19 protein-coding genes and 1 pseudogene are annotated in these 20,006 nt (G+C 71.6%); 10 read left to right on the top strand and 10 right to left on the bottom strand.

Annotated features, from left to right (window positions below; translation table 11 throughout):
- Positions 1-225 precede the first annotated feature (225 nt).
- The 5 genes from ABS772_RS16115 to ABS772_RS16095 all read right to left on the bottom strand — a co-directional run bounded on the left by ABS772_RS16115 (position 226) and on the right by ABS772_RS16095 (position 6,819).
- Positions 226-1,281: an NAD(P)H-dependent flavin oxidoreductase gene (locus ABS772_RS16115; RefSeq protein ID WP_350395844.1), complete on the bottom strand. Its 1,056-nt coding sequence runs from the start codon at positions 1,279-1,281 to the stop codon at positions 226-228.
- A 105-nt stretch (positions 1,282-1,386) separates the two neighbouring features.
- Positions 1,387-2,229 carry a CDP-alcohol phosphatidyltransferase family protein gene (locus ABS772_RS16110; protein ID WP_350395843.1) on the bottom strand — a complete coding sequence of 281 codons (843 nt, stop codon included), beginning with the start codon at positions 2,227-2,229 and terminating at the stop codon, positions 1,387-1,389.
- A gap of 50 nt (positions 2,230-2,279) precedes the next feature.
- A complete protein-coding gene (locus ABS772_RS16105) occupies positions 2,280-2,990 on the bottom strand; it encodes a phosphatidylserine decarboxylase (RefSeq protein WP_350395842.1) in 711 nt (236 codons plus the stop codon).
- Positions 2,991-3,065: 75 nt separating this feature from the next.
- Positions 3,066-4,994, bottom strand: coding sequence for an ABCB family ABC transporter ATP-binding protein/permease (locus ABS772_RS16100; protein ID WP_350395841.1), 1,929 nt, complete (start codon positions 4,992-4,994; stop codon positions 3,066-3,068).
- A 109-nt stretch (positions 4,995-5,103) separates the two neighbouring features.
- Entirely contained in the window at positions 5,104-6,819 is a 1,716-nt protein-coding gene (locus tag ABS772_RS16095; protein WP_350395840.1) for a LysM peptidoglycan-binding domain-containing protein, read from the bottom strand.
- Between the two features lie 228 nt (positions 6,820-7,047).
- On the opposite strand from ABS772_RS16095, the gene ABS772_RS16090 reads away from it, so the two are divergent.
- Complete coding sequence (locus tag ABS772_RS16090) at positions 7,048-7,650, top strand: LOG family protein (RefSeq protein ID WP_238255321.1); 603 nt, start codon at positions 7,048-7,050, stop codon at positions 7,648-7,650.
- On the top strand, positions 7,650-8,441 hold the full coding sequence (locus ABS772_RS16085; RefSeq protein ID WP_350395839.1) for a class I SAM-dependent methyltransferase: 792 nt from the start codon (positions 7,650-7,652) through the stop codon (positions 8,439-8,441). The genes ABS772_RS16090 and ABS772_RS16085 overlap by 1 nt, the downstream gene beginning before the upstream one ends.
- Positions 8,442-8,445: 4 nt before the next feature.
- On the opposite strand, the gene cysS is transcribed toward ABS772_RS16085, so the two are convergent.
- Complete coding sequence (cysS, locus tag ABS772_RS16080) at positions 8,446-9,834, bottom strand: cysteine--tRNA ligase (RefSeq protein WP_350395838.1); 1,389 nt, start codon at positions 9,832-9,834, stop codon at positions 8,446-8,448.
- A gap of 329 nt (positions 9,835-10,163) precedes the next feature.
- On the opposite strand from cysS, the gene ABS772_RS16075 reads away from it, so the two are divergent.
- From ABS772_RS16075 to ABS772_RS16065, 3 genes are all read left to right on the top strand, one after another.
- The gene (locus tag ABS772_RS16075; RefSeq protein WP_238255324.1) at positions 10,164-10,493 is read left to right on the top strand and encodes a hypothetical protein; all 330 of its coding nucleotides are present in this window, start codon (positions 10,164-10,166) and stop codon (positions 10,491-10,493) included.
- A gap of 93 nt (positions 10,494-10,586) precedes the next feature.
- Positions 10,587-10,841 (top strand): type II toxin-antitoxin system Phd/YefM family antitoxin, encoded by a 255-nt coding sequence (locus ABS772_RS16070; protein WP_350395837.1) that lies wholly within the window; start codon positions 10,587-10,589, stop codon positions 10,839-10,841.
- Positions 10,838-11,107, top strand: a complete 270-nt coding sequence (locus ABS772_RS16065) for a Txe/YoeB family addiction module toxin (RefSeq protein ID WP_350395836.1) — start codon at positions 10,838-10,840, stop codon at positions 11,105-11,107. Before ABS772_RS16070 ends, ABS772_RS16065 begins: the two co-directional genes overlap by 4 nt.
- A gap of 11 nt (positions 11,108-11,118) precedes the next feature.
- Here ABS772_RS16065 and ABS772_RS16060 read toward each other — a convergent pair whose 3' ends face one another.
- Positions 11,119-11,664: a CreA family protein gene (locus ABS772_RS16060; RefSeq protein ID WP_350395835.1), complete on the bottom strand. Its 546-nt coding sequence runs from the start codon at positions 11,662-11,664 to the stop codon at positions 11,119-11,121.
- 73 nt (positions 11,665-11,737) lie between these two features.
- Between ABS772_RS16060 and ABS772_RS16055 the strand changes: the two genes are divergently transcribed.
- The 5 genes from ABS772_RS16055 (at position 11,738) to ABS772_RS16035 (ending at position 17,798) form a co-directional block, all read left to right on the top strand.
- Complete coding sequence (locus tag ABS772_RS16055; RefSeq protein WP_350395834.1) at positions 11,738-12,856, top strand: DUF2865 domain-containing protein; 1,119 nt, start codon at positions 11,738-11,740, stop codon at positions 12,854-12,856.
- Between the two features lie 158 nt (positions 12,857-13,014).
- Entirely contained in the window at positions 13,015-15,147 is a 2,133-nt protein-coding gene (locus tag ABS772_RS16050) for an OmpA family protein (protein WP_350395833.1), read from the top strand.
- Between the two features lie 77 nt (positions 15,148-15,224).
- Positions 15,225-16,451: an MFS transporter gene (locus ABS772_RS16045; protein WP_350395832.1), complete on the top strand. Its 1,227-nt coding sequence runs from the start codon at positions 15,225-15,227 to the stop codon at positions 16,449-16,451.
- A gap of 79 nt (positions 16,452-16,530) precedes the next feature.
- A complete protein-coding gene (locus ABS772_RS16040) occupies positions 16,531-17,022 on the top strand; it encodes a VOC family protein (RefSeq protein ID WP_350395831.1) in 492 nt (163 codons plus the stop codon).
- Entirely contained in the window at positions 17,019-17,798 is a 780-nt protein-coding gene (locus ABS772_RS16035; protein WP_350395830.1) for a class I SAM-dependent methyltransferase, read from the top strand. Before ABS772_RS16040 ends, ABS772_RS16035 begins: the two co-directional genes overlap by 4 nt.
- Here ABS772_RS16035 and gltX read toward each other — a convergent pair.
- The 3 genes and pseudogenes from gltX to ABS772_RS16020 form a co-directional block, all read right to left on the bottom strand.
- Positions 17,795-19,144: a glutamate--tRNA ligase gene (gene gltX / locus ABS772_RS16030; RefSeq protein ID WP_350395829.1), complete on the bottom strand. Its 1,350-nt coding sequence runs from the start codon at positions 19,142-19,144 to the stop codon at positions 17,795-17,797. The two genes, ABS772_RS16035 and gltX, sit on opposite strands and share 4 nt — an antisense overlap.
- Before the next feature lie 129 nt (positions 19,145-19,273).
- Positions 19,274-19,462, bottom strand: a pseudogene (locus ABS772_RS16025) (hypothetical protein); the annotation flags it as partial.
- A complete protein-coding gene (locus ABS772_RS16020) occupies positions 19,459-19,893 on the bottom strand; it encodes a DUF4345 domain-containing protein (protein ID WP_238257241.1) in 435 nt (144 codons plus the stop codon). The gene ABS772_RS16020 and the pseudogene ABS772_RS16025, both read right to left, overlap by 4 nt.
- Positions 19,894-20,006 lie beyond the last annotated feature (113 nt).

Raw genomic sequence — 20,006 nt, 5'->3', positions numbered from 1 at the left:
AACGAAGAAGGGTCGCTCCTCGGGGCGGCCCTTTTTCGTTGTCATACGATTTCCTGCTGGTTCCTTCGTTGCTGATTCCCGTCATTCCGGGGCGCCGAAGGCGAACCCGGAATCCACGACTGGCCTGAACGCCGTGTTCCAGCCGCGCATCACGGGTGGATCCCGGGTTCCGCTGTGCGGCCCCGGGATGACCGGGGGCCGAACCGAAAATCAACCGAAACGGTATCAAGAGCCCGGCACGCCGCTCGCCAGCAGGCGGGTCAGTTCGGCCGCCGGCCGCTCCCGCGAGAGCCCGACGGCCTGCCCCGACCAGAGCGGCGAGAAGTCGCCCGAGCCCGCCGCCTCGGCAGCGGTGCGCAGGGGCTGGAGCGCCACCGCCGCGCCGGGAAAGGCCGGCGCCGCCGCGCTGAGGGGACCCAGTTCCCGCACGGCCCGGGTGAGCAGGCCGCGGGCCGGGCGGCCGGTGAGCAGGTTGGTCAGCGCCGTGTCCTCGTCCCGTGCCGCGCTCAGGGCGGCGCGGTAGGGCGCGGAGATGCCGGCCTCGGGGCAGCGCAGATAGGCGGTCCCGACCTGCACGGCGTCGGCGTCGAGGGCGAAGGCCGCCGCGACGCCGCGCGGATCGGCGATCCCGCCGGCTGCGATCACGGGCACGTCCACGGCATCGGCGATCTGCGGCACCAGGGCGATGGTGCCGACCTGCGAGGCCGCCGCGTCGGTGAGGAACATGCCGCGGTGACCGCCCGCTTCCGCCCCCTGCGCGATCACGGCATCGACGCCGCGCTCGGCAAGCCAGCGCGCTTCGCGCACGGTGGTGGCCGAGGACAGGATCAGGCAACCCGCCTCCCGCACCCGCCGCAGCAGCGGCTCCGCCGGCAGGCCGAAATGGAAGCTGACGACGCGCGGGCGCAGGTCCGACACCACCTCGGCCATGGCGCCGTCGAAGGGGGCGCGGTTGGCCATGCTCACCGGGGCGGCCGGGTCGAGGCCGAACTCGCGGTAATAGGGAGCGAGCTGCCCCCGCCACGCAGCCTCGCGCTCGCCGTCCGGCGCGGGCGATTCGTGGCAGAAGAAGTTCAGGTTGAACGGGGCGTCCGTCGCGGCCCGGATCGCGGCCACCTCGGCGCGGATCTGCTCGGGCGTGAGCGCGGCGCAGGCGAGCGAGCCGAGGCCGCCCGCGGCGCTGACGGCGGCGGCGAGCGGCGCCTTCGGCCCGACCATCGGGGCCTGGATGATCGGGACGGCGATCCCGACGAGACGCGCGAAATCCGTTGTCCCTGTCACGTCGGCCTCCTGATCCTCCAGGCGCGCGCGAAATGCGGCGTCAGGTCCGCCGCATCCCGCCGGCCCGATCCTCGGATCGGCCGAGACGCCGACCGCGAACCTGCGCTAAGCCTTCGGAGCGGCCGGGCTGTCGCCGGGCGCGGCGATCCGCTCGGCTGCCGCCTCCTGCTTCAGCCGCTTGCGGTACTGCGCGGCGCCGAAGGGGAGGCCCGCGAGATAGGCCACGCTCACCGCCGCCATCGCCTCGAACGGGAAGCTGATGACGAGGCCGAAGCCGACCACGACGACGAGGAAGATCGGCACCACGAGGTCGCGCGGCACGCGCTTGCCCCAGGTCTTGCCCGAGAACGTCGGCACGGTGGAGACGACGAGCAGCGCGATGGCCAGCACGTAGATGAGGATCACCGGCCGGCCCCAGGCGGCGAAGTCGAAGCCGAGGAAGTGGAGATAGAGCGGCAGCATCCCGGTGATGGCGCCGGCCGGCGCCGGCATGCCGACGAAGTAGTCCTTCTTCCATTCGGGGCGGTTGGGATCGTCGAGCATCGCGTTGAAGCGCGCGAGCCGCAGGCACATGGCGATGGCGAAGACCAGCGCGACGATCCAGCCGACGGATTTCAGGTTGTGCAGGGTGAAGCTGTAGAGGATCAGCGCCGGGGCGCAGCCGAAATTCACGAAATCGGCCAGCGAATCGAGCTCGGCGCCGAAGCGCGAGGTCCCCTTCAGAAGGCGCGCCACGCGCCCGTCGATCCCGTCGAGGCCCGCCGCGACGATCACCGCGATTACCGCCGGCTCGAACCGTCCCTCGAAGGCGAGCCGGATCGCGGTCAGCCCGAGGCAGAGCGCGAGCAGGGTGATCATGTTCGGCGCGATCAGGCGGAACGGAACCGGCCGGAACCGGCGCGGCCGATCGTTCGCGTCCGGCGCGAAGGGCGGAAACAGGTCGTCCATGTCGTCTCTCGACTCGTCGCTTCTCGGCATGTCGCCCTTCCGCAATGAGGTCAGATGCGCCGGAAGGCCCGCTCGGGGCCGCCGCCGAGATCGGCCAGCACCGTCTCGCCGGCCACCGCCTTCTGGCCGAGCCCGACCATCACGCGGGTGCCGACCGGCAGGTAGACATCGACCCGCGAGCCGAAGCGGATGAGGCCGAACCGCTCGCCGACCTGCTTGGCGTCGCCGGCCGAGACGAAGCCGACGATGCGCCGCGCCACGAGCCCGGCGATCTGCACCACGCCGATGCGCACGGGCTGGCCGCGATGGGTCGTCTCCATGACGAGGCCGTTGCGCTCGTTGTCCTCGCTCGCCTTGTCGAGCTCGGCGTTGAGGAACAGGCCCGGCGTGTAGTGGATCTGGCCGATCTTGCCGGAGACCGGCACGCGGTTCACGTGGCAGTCGAACACGTTCATGAAGACCGAGATCCGCAGCATCGGCTCGTGCGAGAGGTCGAGCTCGGGCGGCGGCAGGACGGTCGAGATCAGGTTCACGCGCCCGTCGGCGGGGGAGACCACGAGGCCGTCGCCCACCGGCACCACCCGCTCGGGATCGCGGAAGAAGTAGCAGACCCAGAGCGTGAGGATCAGGAAGACCCAGCCGAAGAACTGCGAGAAGTAGCCGAGCACCACGGTGAGCACGATGCCGATCAGGATGAAGGGGTAGCCCTCCTTGTGGATCGGCACGAGCGTCCGGCGGATCGTCTCGATGAGGTCGGTCATGGGCTCCCGTTGGACTCCGGCGGGGCGAATCTTCCCCGCCGGATGGCAGGGGGGCGCGGTTCCGTCAACCGCGGGTTAGTGAACCGGCTCCGGCCGGGCGGCCTCGGGCAGCGCGCCCTCGTCCTCGGCGCGTTTCAGCGCCTCGCGGGCGGCGTCCGCCTCACGCTGGCGGTTCCACAGGGCGGCGTAGACGCCGCCGCGGGCGAGCAGGCTCGTATGGTCGCCGCGCTCGACGACGCGGCCGTGGTCGAGCACCAGGATCTCGTCGGCATTGATCACCGTCGAGAGGCGGTGGGCGATCACGAGGGTGGTGCGGCCCCGGCTGACCCGGTCGAGGGCGGCCTGGATCTCCCGCTCGGTGAAGGAATCGAGGGCCGAGGTCGCCTCGTCGAGGACGAGGATCGGCGGACCCTTCAGGATGGTGCGGGCGATCGCCACGCGCTGCTTCTCGCCGCCCGACAGCTTCAGGCCGCGCTCGCCCACCGGCGTATCGTAGCCCTCCGGCAGGCTCTCGATGAAGCGGTCGATCTGCGCGAGACGCGCGGCCTCGCGCACCTCGGCCTCGCTCGCGTCCCAGCGGCCGTAGCGGATGTTGTAGCCGATGGTGTCGTTGAACAGCACCGTGTCCTGCGGAACCATGCCGATCGCCGCGCGCAGGGAATCCTGGCGCACGCTTCCGATGTCCTGCCCGTCGATGGTGATGCGGCCGGCATTCGGCTCGTAGAAGCGGAACAGGAGGCGCGAGAGCGTCGACTTGCCCGCTCCCGAGGGGCCGACGATGGCGACGGTGCGGCCCGCCGGCACCTCGAACGAGATCCCGCGCAGGATCGGCCGTTCCGGGATGTAGGCGAAGCGCACGTCCTCGAAGCGCACCGTGCCGGCCTCGACCTTGAGCGGGGCCGCGCCGGGCCGGTCGGCGATCTCGGGATTGCGGTGGAGGATCAGGAACATGTCGTCGATGTCGATCAGCGCCTGTTTGATCTCGCGGTAGATCATTCCCATGAAGTTCAGCGGGATCGAGAGCTGCACCAGCATCGTGTTGACGAGCACGAAGCCGCCGATCGTGGTGTGGCCGGAGAGGATGTCGCGGGCGGCCAACAGCATCACCGCCGTCATGCCGAGGGTGAAGATCACCGCCTGGCCGGCGTTGAGCACCGCCAGCGAGACGTAGGTCTGGGTGGAGGCCTTCTCGTAGCGCTCCATCGAGGCGTCGTAGCGGGCGGTCTCGCGGTTCTCGGCGCCGAAATACTTCACCGTCTCGAAGTTCAGGAGCGAGTCGACCGCCTTGGTGTTGGCCTCGGTGTCCGAGTTGTTCATCCGGCGGCGGATGCCGATGCGCCACTCGGTCGCCTTCCAGGTGAAACCGAGATAGGCGGCGATCATCGTCGCCACGACCGCCGAGTAGAGCCAGTCGAACTCGTAGGCGAGGATGCCCAGCACCAGGGCCAGCTCGACGATGGTCGGCACCAGCGTCAGCACCATCAGGCGCGACAATTCCTCGATGCCGGAGCGGCCGCGCTCCAGCACGCGGGTGAGGCCGCCGGTCTTGCGCTCGAGATGGAAGCGCAGGGACAGCCGGTGCATGTGCTCGAAGGTCTGGAGCGCGAGGCGCCGCACGGCGTGCATCGCGACCTTGGCGAACAGCCCGTCGCGCACCTGCGTCAGCCCGGCCATGGCGATGCGCGACAGGCCGTAGAGGGCGATCAGGAGGAAGGGCGCCGAGACGAGGCCGGCCGGCACCGCGGAGGCGGCCTCCCCCGCCCCGTCCTTGGCGCCGATCGCGGCGACCAGCGCGTCGGTGGCCCATTTGAAGGTGAAGGGCATCACCATCGTCGCGGCCTTGGCGACGAAGAGCAGCCCGAAGGCGAGGAACACGCGGCGCTGGAGGTCGGCGCGGCCGTGGGGCCAGAGATAGGGCCAGAGCCGGCGATAGGTCGTCAGGAGGCCGGGACGATCGAGGGGCGCGGACGCGCCCTCCCCCGCCGGCGCGGGTGCTTTTGCCATCGTGAGGTTCGGAAAAAATCTTCGGCGCGAGGCGGCCGTCGCGAGGCGGATATAGGCGCTCGCGCGCGATCGCGCACCCTCCCCGTTGCCGGAGCCGCCCGGCGACCCCTCAGGTCCGGCGGTCGGGGACGCCGCGGGCCGACGGCGCGTCCTTCGGCAGCACGAACATCTGGCCCGGATAGATCCGGTTCGGGTCGCGGATCTGATCCTGGTTGGCGTCGTAGATCACCGTGTAGCGGTTGCCGCGGCCATAGGTGCGCCGGCTGATCTGCCACAGGCTGTCGCCGCGGGTGATCCGGGCGGTGTTGATCTCCGGCACGAACACGGCGCCCGCATCGGCCGCGGCCGACCTGCCCCCCGGAAGGCTCGGCGCGAGCGCGGCGGCGGCCCGGCCGTCCGCAGCCGGCGTCGGCGTCCTGGCGCCCGAGGACGCGGCCAGGGCGGGCGTGCCGGCGGTTACCGGGCGATCCGCCTCGCCGCGCGACCCTGCGACCGCGACGGGCGGAGCCGCCGCGAGGCTCGGCGCCGGGCCGATCTCCGCCGATTTCGCCTCCGCCGATTTCGCTTCCGCGGATTTGGTCTTCGCCGCTGGGGTCGGGCGACCCGCTCCGGGCTGCTCCGGGGCGGTCGTGCGGGGTTCGACCGCCGCCCGCTCCCGGCCCGGCTGTGCCTTCGGGGTCGGCGGCGACGTTCCCTCGGGCTTCGCTGCGGCGGCCGGGCCGGTCTCCGCGTAGCGCGTCGGCGGCACGCTGTCGGGATAGGCGAAGGCCACCTCCGCGCGAGACTTCACCTTGCCGCCCGCGGGATCGACGGAATCGATCCGGATGCGGTAGGCGCCCGGCTTCACTCCGCGCCCGATCGTGAAGGCGACCCGCCCGTCGGCCCCGGACCGTCCCGAGGCCACCATGGTGTCGTTGAGGTAGAGGCGCAGGCTGCTCCACGCCGTCGCCTGACCGGTGACGTCGAGGCGCCCGCCCTCCTGCGCATCGACGCTGACGATGCGGATGGCGCCCGCCTCGGCCGGCGCCTTGCCGGCGGGCTTGTCGGACCCGCGGCTCGGCTTGACCGCGGCCGACCGGCTCTCGCCGGCCGGCTTGCCGGCCTCCCGCGATCCCTCGGTCCCACCCGGCGCGGGCGCGGCGTTGCCGGGCGTCGCGGCGAAGGCGGCGGCCGGCGGCTTGCCGGAGGCGTCGGGCGCATCCGGCTGCGACAGCACCCGCGTCGGCGCGTCGGGCGCGCTCAGGGCGATCAGCGGCTTGGCATCGCGCTTCTCCGCCACCACCACGGTCACGCTCTCGCGCCCCGGCAGCGGCTTGCCGTCGGCGCCGGTGGCACGCAGGGCGATCTCGCTCGTGCCCGGCGGCAGGTCCGGCGGCGTCAGGGCGAACTGGCCGGAGGCGTCGGCCCGAGCCGTGGCGAAGGGCTTGCCGTCGCGCAGGAGCTCGATGCGGCTGTCGGGCGCCGCGCGCCCGGCGATGACGCTCGCCCCGTCGGGCTCGACGCGGACGATGTCGAAGCTCGGCGTTCCGTCGTCCCCGCGCGGCGTCGCGTCGGGCGCGGCCGGCTGTCCCGGCCCGGTCCCCCCTTGCGAGAGGGCTCCGAGGGCGGCATGAGGAGAGTCCGTCGAGGGTTCCTTGCCCGCACGGTCGCCGGTCTCCGCCCCGGCCGACGGTCCGTCCGGCGCGGCCGGTGTCTCGGCAGAAGGGTTGACCGTCGCGTTGCGCTTGAGAAGCTCCCCGGTCCCGAACAACGCGACCACCATGGCGAAGCCGCCGAGCAGCCCCGCTGCCGCGAGGACGAGGCTTCGCCGCACCTCAGCCGTCATGGCCGAACACTCCCGCACGCCTCGGGCCGCCGCGGGCGCGCACATCGTGCCGCCGATTGTCGACAACCCGTCTAAATCCGGTGACATATTAACGAACATGAGAAGAACACCAAAGCTCGAACGCGCGCGTACCCACTTTTCCCGCGTGAACTCAGCATTCTTCGGCTTGGACGCGCGCCTGATCCGATGCCCGGATGCGGTCCGCCGCCGCCGTCGAGGAGACGCGTGATGGCGCCGCTGACCTCCGTCTGCGTCTATTGCGGCTCCGGCTTCGGCGGCGATCCCGCCTTCGCCGACGCCGCCCGCCGGCTCGGTACCGCGCTCGCCCGCGCGGGCGTCAAGCTCGTTTACGGCGGCGGCAATGTCGGCCTGATGGGCACCGTCGCGAGCGCGACGCTCGATGCGGGCGGCTACGTCACCGGCATCATCCCGGACTTCCTGAAGTCGCGCGAGCGCATGCTCGATGCGGTGCAGGAGACCGTCGTCGTCTCCGACATGCACACCCGCAAGCGGCTGATGTTCGATCGGGCCGACGCCTTCGTCGCCCTGCCCGGCGGCATCGGCACGCTGGAGGAGCTGGTCGAGCAGCTCACCTGGGCGCAGCTCGGCCAGCACCGCAAGCCGATCCTGCTGCTCTCGGTGAACGGCTTCTGGGACCCGCTCATCACCCTGATCGACCACATGCGCGGCCACGGCTTCATCCGCGAGGGCCTCGATCTGAACTACCTCGTCGGCGAGGATCCCGACCGCGTGCTGGACACCCTGCGCGAGGTTCTGGCCCGCACCGAGCCCGCGCCGATGGCGGACGAACTGATCGAGAAGCGATTCTGATGACGGCTTCGACCGAGCCCGGACAGACCATCGCCGGCGAGCACCGGGGCGAGTACTACGCGAGCGTGCTGGCCAAGCTCTCCCGCAACGCCGCCGTCCGGCGCTACCTGGAGATCGGCGTCGCCTTCGGCGACATCTTTTCGGGCATCGCCTGCCGCCACGGCGTCGCCGTCGATCCGGAATTCCGGCTTCGGACCAACGTCGCAGCCAATAAGGTCAAGGTCTCGCTGTTTCAGGTGATGAGCGACGTGTTCTTCGCGCATCTGAACCTGCGCCGCGACATCGGCGGGCGGATCGACCTCGCCTTCCTCGACGGCATGCACCTGTTCGAGTTCCTGCTGCGCGACTTCCTCAACACCGAGGCGATCTGCCGGCGCGACTCGATCATCGTGATGCACGACTGCCTGCCGGTGGCCGCGCCGATGGCCGACCGCGACCCGATGCAGGCCGACATCCGCGCGCGGGGAACTCCGTTCGAGGGCTGGTGGACCGGCGACGTCTGGAAGATCGTGCCAATCCTGAAGCGCTACCGGCCCGATCTCGACGTGATGCTGGTGGATGCCCCGCCGACCGGTCTCGTCGTCGTCACCGGGCTCGACCCGTCCTCGCGCACGCTCAAGACCAACTACGACGCGATTGTTGAGGAGTTCTCCCGGCTCCCCAACACCGCCGAGGAGATCGCGCAGGTCTATGCCGAGCACCCGCTCGTGCCGACGGAGGAAGCGCTGCGCCGGCTGAGCGGGCGTTCCTTCGCCCATGGCGGCGGGTGGCTGGAGCGGTTGACGGGCTGACGCTTCAGCCCGCCACCGTCCAAGTGGTGGTGCCGTCCTTGTTGTCCTTCACGCTGACGCCCAGGGCGGTGAGCGCGTCGCGCACCCGGTCGGAGGCGGCCCAGTCCTTGGCGGCGCGGGCCGCCTTGCGCTCGGCGATCAGCGCCTCGACACGCGCCACGTCGATCCCCGCCGCGCCGACCCGCGCGGCCTCGCGCTCCGACGCGGTGTGCGGCAGGAAGCCCATCAACCCCGCGCCGGCCTTGAGCGCTCCGGCGTCGCTGCCGGCGAGCCGGTGCAACTCGCCGATGGCGGCCGGCGTGTTCAGGTCGTCGCCGAGCGCCTCGACCACGCCCTCGGGCACCGAGGCGCCCGGCGCCGCCTCGCCGGCCGCCTCGTACCAGCGGTCCAGCATCCGGCTCGATTCCTCCAGACCGCGCAGGGTCCAGTCGATCGGCTGGCGGTAGTGGGTCTTCAGCATGTTGAGGCGCACGACCTCGCCCGGCCAGTCGTCGAGCACCTGGCGGATGGTGATGAAGTTGCCGAGCGACTTCGACATCTTCTCTCCCTCGACCTGCAGGAAGCCGTTGTGGAGCCAGACGTTGGCCATCACGTCGGTGCCGAAGCAGCAGCGGGATTGGGCCACCTCGTTCTCGTGGTGGGGGAAGATCAGGTCGATGCCGCCGGCATGGATGTCGAAGGTTTCGCCCAGGTGCTTCCACGACATGGCCGAGCACTCGATGTGCCAGCCCGGCCGGCCCGGCGCCGCGATCCCGGCGGGCGAGGGCCAGGAGGGCTCCCCTTCCTTCGAGGGTTTCCACAGCACGAAGTCGAGGGGTGAGCGCTTGTAGGGCGCGACCTCGACCCGGGCGCCCGCCTCCATCTCGTCGAGCGGGCGCTTCGAGAGCGCGCCGTAATCCGGCATGGAGGGCACGTCGAAGAGGACGTGCCCCTCCGCCACGTAGGCGTGGCCGGCCGCGACCAGCCCCTCGATCAGCCGGTGCATCTCCGCGATGTGGTCGGTGGCCCGCGGCTCGATGAAGCGCGCCGGCGCGCCGGCCCGGTTCACGTCGTCGGCCATCAGCACGCCGAGGTCGCGGATGTCCCGGTGGAACTGCGCCAGCATGCCGTCGGTGAGCTCGCGGATGGTGATGCCGCGCTCGAGCGCGCGGGCGTTGATCTTGTCGTCCACGTCCGTGACGTTGCGGGCGTAGGTGACGTGCGCCTCGCCGTAGAGGTGGCGCAGCAGCCGGAACAGCAGGTCGAAGACGATGATCGGTCGGGCGTTGCCGATATGCGCCGCGTCGTAGACCGTCGGCCCGCAGGCATAGATCCGCACGTTCGCCGGATCGATCGGGGCGAAGGCCGCCTTCTCGCGGGTCAGCGTGTTGTAGAGGCGCAACATCGGCGTCATCGACTGCGTTCCTGCCGGGCTCGCCCGGCCTCCCCTGCGGCGGCTGCCGCCCTCGTCGTTTGTCGTTGCGGCGCAGCACTTTCCGCTCGCCGCCGGGCATTGCCGGGCCGCGGCGCCGCCACAGTCTCGCCCGGGCCGCCGCCCGCCGCTGTTGCGTCGCCGCGACGGTCGCCGCCACGCGGTTGGGCTACCCCAAAACGGTGATGAATTCGAGAAGGGCGGCGGACGTGCCGCTTCTCAATCGACCGTGATCCGGACCGGCAAGGGTTTGTTTACCGCGCCGTCCGAACACTCCGCACTCGAACGAACCCGTTCACAAGGTCTTCACCATGCGCCGTCCGACCGTCGCCCTTCTCGCTCTCGTTCTCGCCAGCGCTGCCCTGCCGGCGAGCGCCGGCAGTGAGCCCGCCGCGGCGCGCAAGCCCGTCGAGAAGACGTTCCTGATCCCGGCCGAGGACGGCTACGGCGTCGGCGAGTGCCTGAGCGGCGGTCCGAGCGAGTGCGGACAGGTCGTCGCCAACGCCTGGTGCGAGTCGCAAGGCTTCGCCAGCGCCGCCAATTACGGCGTCGCCGCGCAGGACGAGTATACCGGTGCCATCGGCGACGCCGCCCCGGTGAAGAGCGCCCCGCGCCCGCTGCGCATCACCTGTCAGGATTGATACCCTCCCCCGGACCCTCGTGCACCGCTTGCAGCGGCCTTGTCCGGCCACTATCAATCTGTACAGGAAGCGGTACAGGGTCGGTGTGAGCCCATGGGTTCTGTCGGTTTCACGGAGCTGCGGCGTCATCTGGCCGAGCATCTCGACCGGGTCGAGAGCGACCGGGTCGAACTCGTCGTGTCGCGCCGGAACCGCGAGGACCTTGCGATCATCCCCCTCGCCGAGCTGGAGAGCCTGCGCGAGACGATGCATCTGCTCGGCACGCCGGCCAACGCCGCCCGCCTGATGGCGAGCGTGAGCCAGCTCGATGCGGGCGGGGGCACGGAGCGTCCCCTGATCGAGGAGTGAGGCTGCTCTGGTCCGATCAGGCTTGGGCGGATTACCTCCACTGGCAAGCGACGGATCCCGCCGTTCTAAGGCGCCTCAACGACCTCATCAAGGACGCCTCCCGCTCACCCTTCGCGGGATTTGGCAAGCCCGAGCCCTTGAAGGGCAATCTGAAGGGATGGTGGTCGCGCCGCATCACCGGCTCGCACCGTCTGGTCTACCGCGTCGGTGGAACGGGCACCGAGCAGACGCTCGAAATCGCCCAGTGCCGCTGGCACTACGCGTGATCCCCGTTCGCCTATTTCAGGAAATCCGCGCATTTCGGCGGCGGCTCGGTTCCCCACGGGGCGAGCGGCACGGCGGAGGTCGAGTTCTTGGGCGAGCCCTGGATCACCTTGTCGGAATAGACCATGTAGATCAGCGTGTTGCGCTTGACGTCGCAGCCGCGGACGATCTGCATCGACTTGAAGATCAGCGAGCGGCGCTCGCTGAACACCACCTCGCCCTGTTTCATTTTGTCCTTGAACTGGACCGGGCCGACCTGCCGGCAGGCGAGCGAGATGTCCGAGACATCCTCCGCCAGCCCGAACGTGCCCTTGATGCCGCCCTTCTCGGGCTGGGTGTACCAGCAGGCGATCCCGGCCACCGCCGGGTCGTCGATGCCGTAGACCACGAGCTTGTCGTTCGGGGTCAGCGGGCGCCAGACCGTCGACTTGTCGAAGATCCGGTCGGGCTCCTGCGCTGCGGCCGGGGCCGCCAAAGCCAGGCAGACGGCGACGCCCGCGGCGAGGCCGGCCGCGGCGCGCCGGCCGCCATTCCCATTGGTGCCCGTGAGCCACATCATCGACGCAATCCCCTCAAAGCTCGGCCGCAGAGACATGGTGTCTCTGTCCCGAAAGGGCGAGGGGCTTTAACACATGTCGGGGATCGCTTGTGCCGCTTCGCGCGGCCCGGCATCCTGCTGTGAACCCCCGCGACCCCTGCCCGAGATCCCCAGCATCCGCACCATGCCGATGATCGGACCGCAGTTTCGCCGCGCACTCGGCGTCGTGCTCGCCGCGCTCGCCCTCGCTCGGGCGGCGCCGGCCGTCGCTGCGCCCGACGTGTGGGCCTGCCAGCGCTACCGGACGGAACTCGCCAATCTCAACGCCAGCGCCTCCACGGCGTCGGCGCTCCAGAGCGAGGTCGCGCGCCTCGAGGCCTACTATCGCAGCCTCAACTGCGAGGGCGGCAAGTTCCTGTTCTTCGACACGCGTCCCCCGCAATGCGGCGCCGTCGAAGCGCGGATCCGCTCGCTCAACGCCACCTATGGCGGGGGCGACGGCGAGGTGGTGGCCGCCCGCCGTCGGCAGCTCGTCGCCGCCGTGTCGAATGCCTGCACCGGCCTGACCCCCGGCGATGGGCAGGAGGGACAGACGGCCGGCAATCAGACCGCCCGCGGCGGCGTGCAGGTGATCTGCGTGAAGACCTGCGACGGGTCGTACTTCCCGATGGCGAACCTGCCCGACGGGCGCGGCGGGGCCGACGAGATGTGCCAGGCGCTCTGCCCCGGCACGGAGGCGGTCGCCTACTCGATGCCGCACGGCGACGAAGCCCTGAAATACGCTGCCACCATCAAGGGCAATCGCGCCTACACGGCGCTGCCGTCGGCCTTCAAGTTCCGCAAGAGCTTCACGGCGGATTGCTCCTGCAAGCGGGAGGGCCAGAGCTGGGCGCAGTCGCTCGCCAAGGCCGAGAGCATGCTGGTCCGGCACAAGGGCGACATCTTCGTCACGCCGATGACCGCGGAGAAGCTGTCGCGGGCGCCGAAGGTCCGCCTGACCCTCGTCGGCCGGGCCGACCGGACGGCGGCGAGCCTCGCCGCCGATGCGGCCAACCGCGAGGGCGCACCGTCCGAGCTCTCGAAGGACGTCGCGAAGGACCACGCCGCGAAGGAGGCCGGCGAGCAGACCGGTTCGACCGGTGAGAGCCGCAGCGCCATCCGCATCATCGTCCCGAGCCTCCTCCCGCCCCCGGCGCTGACGCCGGTGCCGTAAGCCGCAGCTACCGATCAGAGCGGGCTCATCAGGGGGAAAAACGCAGAAAAGTCCTTAGCCTCGACCAGTCTTTGCCGGATTTCGACCCGGCGTGATTGGGAACCAATCCGGCCCGCCTGTGTTCGGAACCGCCGATTGTGTTTTGTGAGGCTGACTTCATGCGGATGACCCGCTCCCTGCTCCTGGCCGGCACCGTGCTGCCGGCGCTCGTCCTCTCCGATCTGTCCATGGCGCGGTCTCTCGGCGACGGCGGACGGATCGAGCTTGCGCAGCGCGAGGATGCCGGAGAGGGGCCGCGCAGCGGCGGCCGCGGACCAGGAGGCCCCGGTGGGCCGGGTGGGCCCGGCGGTGCCGGTCCGGCCGAGCGTGGCGGAGTCGAGCGCGGCGGACCGCCGGCGCGGGAGCGGCCGGACAGGCCCGAGCGTCCGGAGCGGCCCGAGCCGCGTCAGGCCCCCGCCGCCCGCGAGCGGCCGGAACCCGCCGAGCGACCCGCGCGCCCCGAGCGTCCGGCCCCGCAGGAGCGGCCTGACCGCCAGGAACGCCCGGATCGCCAAGAGCGTCCGGATCGCCAGGAGCGCCCCGAGCGGGCACCGGCCCCGGCCCAGCGTCCGGATCGCTCCGACGAGCGCCCGACCCCGCCGGCGGCCCGCGAACGGACCCCGGATCGTGAGGCGCCGGCCCGCCGCGACGCTCCCGAGCGCGAGGCGCCGGCCCGTCGCGAGGCACCGGACAGGCCGGACCGCGACGGCCAGGACCGTCCGGCTCGCCCCGCCGGCCGCGACACCGATCGCGACGCCGCGCCGAGCCAGCGCCGCGCCCCCGAGGCGCCGACGCCGCCGGCCTCCGAGCGCCCGACGCCGCCGACGCAGCCCCAGCCCCCCGCGAACCAGCGTCCGGGCGTGCCGGGGCGTCCGGTGGCCCCGAACCCGCAGCAGCCCACCCGTCCGGATCAGCCGGCCGCGCCGTCCGCGGCCCAGCCCGACGCGACCCGCGAAGCGCCCGGCGGGCGCACGGCGCCGAACCAGCAGCCGGGTGTCCCCGGCCGTCCGGTGGCCCCGAACCAGCAGCCGGGCGTTCCCGGCCGACCGGTCCAGCCCCCCGGCACGCAGCCCGACGCCGTGGCGCCGAACCAGCCCGACGGCCGCCTCGATCAGCGCGGCCTCGATGATCGGCGCGATGGGGACCGGCGGGACGGCGACCGGCGCGGTGACCGGCTCGATCGCCGCGACGACGACCGCCGGGATGATCGCCGGGACAACGACCGGCGTTTCGATGACCGGCGCGGCGACCGCGACGACCGGCGCGACCGCTTCAACGTGCCCGGCACGCCGGCCTACGTTCCCGGCGGGTTCCGCGACGACGATTACCGCGTGCGCGACTACGACACGATCCGCCGCGACCGCCGCGAGTACGACATCGACGGCCGAACCTATTACCGCGAGCCGGGCCGCATCATCGTGCGCGACCGCGACACCACCTACATCCGCCACGACGAGAACGAGCGCTTCCGAACGATCTACGGCGACCGCGGCTATCGCAGCGAGCGCCGCGGCGGCGAGATCTACAGCTACGTCGACAGCCCGGCGGGCGGACAGATCATCACCGTCGTGGACGACGACGGCCGGCTGCTGCGCCGCTCCCGCCGCTACCGCGACGGACGCGAGGTCGTGCTGATCAACAACACCTACGGCGGCGCCCCCCGGCCGATCTACGAGGACGTGGTGGACCTGCCGCCGCCGGATATCCGCATCCCGCGCGACCGCTACGTCGTCGATTACGACGGGGCCGACGAGCGCACCGTCTACGAGGCGCTCTCCGCCCCGCCGGTTCAGAAGCTCGATCGGCGCTACACCCTGGATCAGGTGCGCTACAGCCCGCAGCTGCGCGCGCGCATGCCCTCGGTGGACATCAACACGATCACCTTCGACACCGGCTCCTTCACCGTCACGCCCGACCAGGCCAAGCGCCTCTCGACCATCGCCGAGGCGATCAACCGGACGATCAAGGACAATCCGCAGGAGGTGTTCCTGATTGAGGGCTACACCGACGCCGTCGGGTCGGACATCGACAACCTGTCGCTCTCCGATCGCCGGGCGCAGTCGGTGGCCGCGGTGCTGACGCAGAACTTCCAGGTGCCGCCGGAGAACCTCACCACGCAGGGCTACGGCGAGCAGTACCTGAAGGTGAACACGCAGGAGGCGAACCGCGAGAACCGCCGCGTCACGGTCCGCCGCATCACGCCGCTGCTCCAGCAGCAGGCAGAGGGGCAGCAGCCGCCCGCTCCGCGTTGATCCAAGTGCTTGACCCTCCCCCCTCTGCGGCGCAGGTGGGGGAGGGGTACGCGTTGGATCAAGGGCACGGGGCAGCGATGGCGGACGACAGCGACCGGTTCATCGAGGCCGGGACGCCGACTTTCCGCCGGGCAACCCTCGCCCTGTTCGCGGCGGGGTTTTCCACCTTCGCGGTGCTCTACGGCGTCCAGCCGCTCCTGCCGGTCTTCCACGACACCTTCGACGTCTCCCCGGCCGAGAGCAGCCTCGCGCTGTCGCTGCCCTGCGCGACCCTCGCGGTCTCGCTGCTGATCGTCAGCCCTCTCTCCGAGGTCTGGGGCCGCAAGCGGGTGATGGCGGCCTCGCTGTTCGCCTCGGCGCTCCTCACCATCGGCGCCGTGCTGATGCCGAGCTGGCACGGCTTCCTGATGCTGCGGGCGCTGACCGGCATCGCCGCGAGCGGCCTGCCCGCCGTCGCCATGGCCTACCTGAGCGAGGAGATGCACGGGCGGGCCATCGGCCTGTCGATGGGGCTGCTCATCGGCGGCAACGCCCTGGGCGGGATGGTCGGGCGGCTGCTCGCGGGCGTCATCGCCGACCACGCCTCCTGGCGCTGGGGCCTCGGAATCATCGGCGTGCTGGCGCTGTTCGCGGCGCTCGCCTTCCAGTTCGCCCTGCCCGCCTCGCGCCACTTCCTCGCCCACCGCATGCGCTGGCGCGAGGTGCCCGGCACCTTCACCCACCATTTCCGCGATGCCGGCCTGCCGTGGCTGTTCCTCGAGCCGTTCCTGCTGATGGGCGGCTTCGTCTGCGTCTACAACTATATCGGCTTCCGCCTGCTCGAACCGCCCTTCTCCCTGAGCCAGACGGTGATCGGGCTGATCTTCATCGTCTACCTCGCGGGCACGGCGAGTTCGGCCATCACCGGCCACATCGCCGGGGTGCTGGGGCGGCGCAAGGTGCTGTGGCTGGCGATCCTCCTCGGGATCGGCGGCATCGCGCTGACGCTCGCCGACAACCTCGTCCTCATCATCGCAGGCATCGTCGTCGTCACCGTGAGCTTCTTCGGCGCGCACTCGGTGGCGTCGAGCTGGGTTGGGCGCCGGGCGTCGAGCGACCGGGCCCAGGCCTCGGCGATCTATCTCTGCATGTACTATCTCGGCTCGTCCCTGCTCGGCACGGCGGGCGGCTGGTTCTTCCTCCATTTCGGCTGGCCCGGCGTCGCGGGCTTCTTCGGCAGCCTCTACGTGGCGGCCCTCCTCGTCGCGCTGCGCCTGACGCGGCTCGCGCCGCTCCCGCCGGCGGGCGGAGGACTGACGACCTGAACGGCCGCGGCGGCCGGTCCGGCGGTTGAATTTCGAGCGCTGGGCTCGTTATCCTGAGCGCGGAGAGGGAGAGCGCCCCATGCCCGACGTCAGCACCTGCCTCTGGTTCGGCAAGGACGCGGAGGCGGCCGTCCGCCTCTACGTGTCGCTCGTGCCCGATTCGCGGATCGACCACGTCCAGCGCTCGCCGGGCCCCTGGCCGGGCGGCGAGGCCGGCGAGCCGATCCTGATCGCCTTCACCCTGGGCGGGCAGAGTTTTCAGGCGCTGAACGGCGGCACGCCGGTCGATTACGGGACCGCCGCCTCGATCTCGGTCACCTGCCGGGATCAGGCCGAGGTCGATCGCCTGTGGTCGGCGCTCACCGCCGACGGCGGGGCGGAGATCGCCTGCGGCTGGCTGCGCGACCGCTGGGGCGTGCCCTGGCAGATCGTGCCGGATGTGATGCTGCGCCGCCTCGCCGATCCCGATCCGGACGTGGCCGCCCGCGTCTTCACCGCCATGCAGGGCATGGTGAAGCTCGACGTCGCGGCGATCGAGCGGGCCGCGGCCGGAGGAGAGCGGACGGCATGAGCGGATCGCCGAGCCACGACGCCCAGACCGCGAGCCAGTTCGGCAGCCGCGCCGCCGCCTACGTCGCCAGCGCCGTCCACGCCGCGGGCGAAGACCTCGAGGCGCTGGCTGGTCTCGCTGCCCTCCCCCACGCGGCGGTGCTCGATCTCGGCTGCGGCGGCGGCCACGTCACCTACGCGGTGGCGCCGCATGTCCGCTCCGTCACGGCCTTGGACCTGTCGCAGGTGATGCTCGACGCCGTCTCGGTCGAGGCGCGCCGCCGTGGCCTGACCAACGTCGCGACGCGGCAGGCCAGCGTCGAGGCGCTGCCTTTCGCGGATGCGAGTTTCGAGCGCGTGCTCTCGCGCTACAGCGCTCACCATTGGGGCGACGTGCCCGCCGCCCTGCGCGAGGCGCACCGGGTGCTGACCCCCGACGGGCGGCTCGGCATCGTCGATGTCGTGCATCCGGGTCCGCCGCTGCTCGACACCCATCTCCAGGCCTGGGAGCTGCTGCGCGATCCGTCCCACGTGCGCGACTACGGCGAGGCGGAGTGGCGCCGGATGCTGGCGGAGGCCGGCTTCGTGCCCGGCGCCGCCCGGCACTGGCGCGTGCGCATGGACTTCCCGTCCTGGGTCGCCCGGATGGGCACGCCGGAGGCGAGCATCGCAGTGATCCGGGCGCTTCAGACGGGGGCCGCCGAGGCGGTGCGGTCCCATTTCGCGATCGAGGACGACGGCAGCTTCACCCTCGATGTGATGATGATCGAGGCGGAGCCCGACGGCGTCCTGGATTAGGCGGTCTCGCCGGCCAGCCGCCGCCCCGCCCGCTCGGGTCCGATCAGCGGCAGCAGCGCGGAGAGATCCGGGCCGTGATCGAGGCCGGTCAGCGCGAGGCGCAGCGGCATGAACAGGGCGCGGCCCTTGGCGCCGGTCTCGGCCTTCACCGCGTCGGTCCAGGCCTTCCACGTGCCGGCATCGAACGGCGCCTCCGGCAGCAGCCGGGCGGCCCCGGCGATGAAATCCGGCTCGGCGATCACGGGCGTCACCGGCCCCGCCACCACCCGCCACCAATCCGCGGCCTCCGCGACGCGGCCGAGATTGGCCCGCACCGCCGGCCAGAACGCCTCGGCCTGGTCCGCCGGAACGCCGAGGGCGGCGAGCCGCTCGCGAACCGCGTCGAGCGGCATGTCGTGGACGAGGCGGGCGTTCATCCCGTCGAGCTCCGCCGGGTCGAACCGCGCCGGCGCCCGCGACAGGTGGGCGAGATCGACGAGGCCCGCCAACTCGTCGAGGGAGGCGATCGGGCGTACGGCCTCGGCCGAGCCGGTCAGCACCGCGAGCGAGCGCACGGCGGCGGGCTCGTAGCCGGCCTCGCGCAGCGACCGCAGGGAGAGATGGCCGAGGCGCTTCGACAGCCCCTCCCCGTCCGCGGTGGTCAGCAGGTTGTGGTGGCCGAAGGCGGGCACGGCGGCGCCGAGGGCTTCGAAGAGCTGCACCTGCACGCCGGTATTCGTGACGTGATCCTCGCCGCGGATCACGTGGGTGACGCCGACCTCCGCGTCGTCCACGACGGAGGGCAGCGTGTAGAGGTAGCTGCCGTCGGCGCGCACCAGCACGGGGTCGGAGAGCGAGGCGCAATCGACGTGGCTCTCGCCGCGGACGAGATCGTTCCAGGCGACCACGCGGTGATCGAGCTTGAACCGCCAGTGCGGACGGCGGCCCTCGGCCTCCAGGGCGGCGCGGTCGGCCTCGGTCAGGGCGAGCGCCGCCCGGTCGTAGATCGGCGGCAGGCCGCGGCCGAGCTGGCGCTTGCGCCGCCGCTCCAGCTCCTCCGGCGTCTCGTAGCAGGGATAGAGCCGCCCCGCCGCCTTCAGCCGCTCGGCCGCCGCGTCGTAGAGGGCGGTGCGCTCGCTCTGGCGGAAGAACAGGTCCGGCGCGATGCCGAGCCAGCCGAGATCCTCGGCCACGGCGGCGGCGAATTCTTCCGTCGAGCGCTCCCGGTCGGTGTCGTCGAGGCGCAGCAGGAAGCGGCCGCCCTCGCGGCGGGCGAACAGGGCGTTCAGCAGCGCCGGGCGGGCGTTGCCGATATGCAGGAAGCCGGTCGGCGAGGGAGCGAAGCGGACGAGGGGTGAGGCTGCCATGCCGCCGCCTTACCCAATTTTCGTGGGTATCGCACCGTTTGCGCGCAGCGGCGGCGTCAGTTCGCCCGCTCGGCGCCGAGCCCCGTCCGGGCGGGACGGCCGAAAATCCACGCGCGCAGCGCCTGGACCCAGTGCGGCGGCTGCCGAGGAGGCGCTGTCGAGCTGGAGCCAGAACGCGGCGGTGAGCGCCAGCATCATGGCGAGCCAGATCCGGATGGCGAAGGCCCAGGCGGCGGGCTTGGGCACCCAGCGGTCGAGGGTGTCGAGCAGGCGCTCGCCCGCACCCGCCCGGCCGGCCCGCTGCGCCGCCCCGCTCACCGTGCGACCCCGGTACCCGGCTCCAGGGCCTGTCGCCGATCGCGGGCGAGGCGCGCGACCCGCATCTGCCACAGGCAGAGCAGCGGCGTGACGACGAGTTCGAGGGCGAGCGCCGCGAGCATGGTCAGCGACGGCAGCCCGGTGAGGTAGAGCCCGAGCAGCCGCGCCAGCCCGCCGAGCACCACGACGAGGGTGAGGAAGCGGAACAGCCGCGACTTGTCCTCGATCGCCGGCACGCAGGTGAAGAACAGGATGCCGATCCCGGTCAGCAGGCCGGACAGGTAGCGGAAATGGCTGTCGGCCGAGATGTTGACCGGTGTGCCGCCGCCGATGCCGTCGATGCCGAACAGCACGCCGTAGAGTCCCGCCAGGACGGGCACGATCGCGGCGACCGCTACCGTGCGTTGCAGGATGCGGCGTTCACGCTCCATGTCGTCGAGGCTTTCGGTCTTCGCTTCGATTCGCTCCCGCGCGGAACCATGATCCGCATTGCCCCGGGAGCGTTTCAGGACAGGTCGGCGGGGCAACACGCCCGCCGCCGTTC

The sequence above is a fragment of the Methylorubrum podarium genome, from assembly GCF_040270385.1.
Taxonomy (GTDB): Bacteria; Pseudomonadota; Alphaproteobacteria; order Rhizobiales; family Beijerinckiaceae; genus Methylobacterium; species Methylobacterium podarium.
The sequence above is the reverse complement of the archived record's forward strand: the minus strand, read 5'-3'. Positions and strand labels throughout refer to the sequence as shown.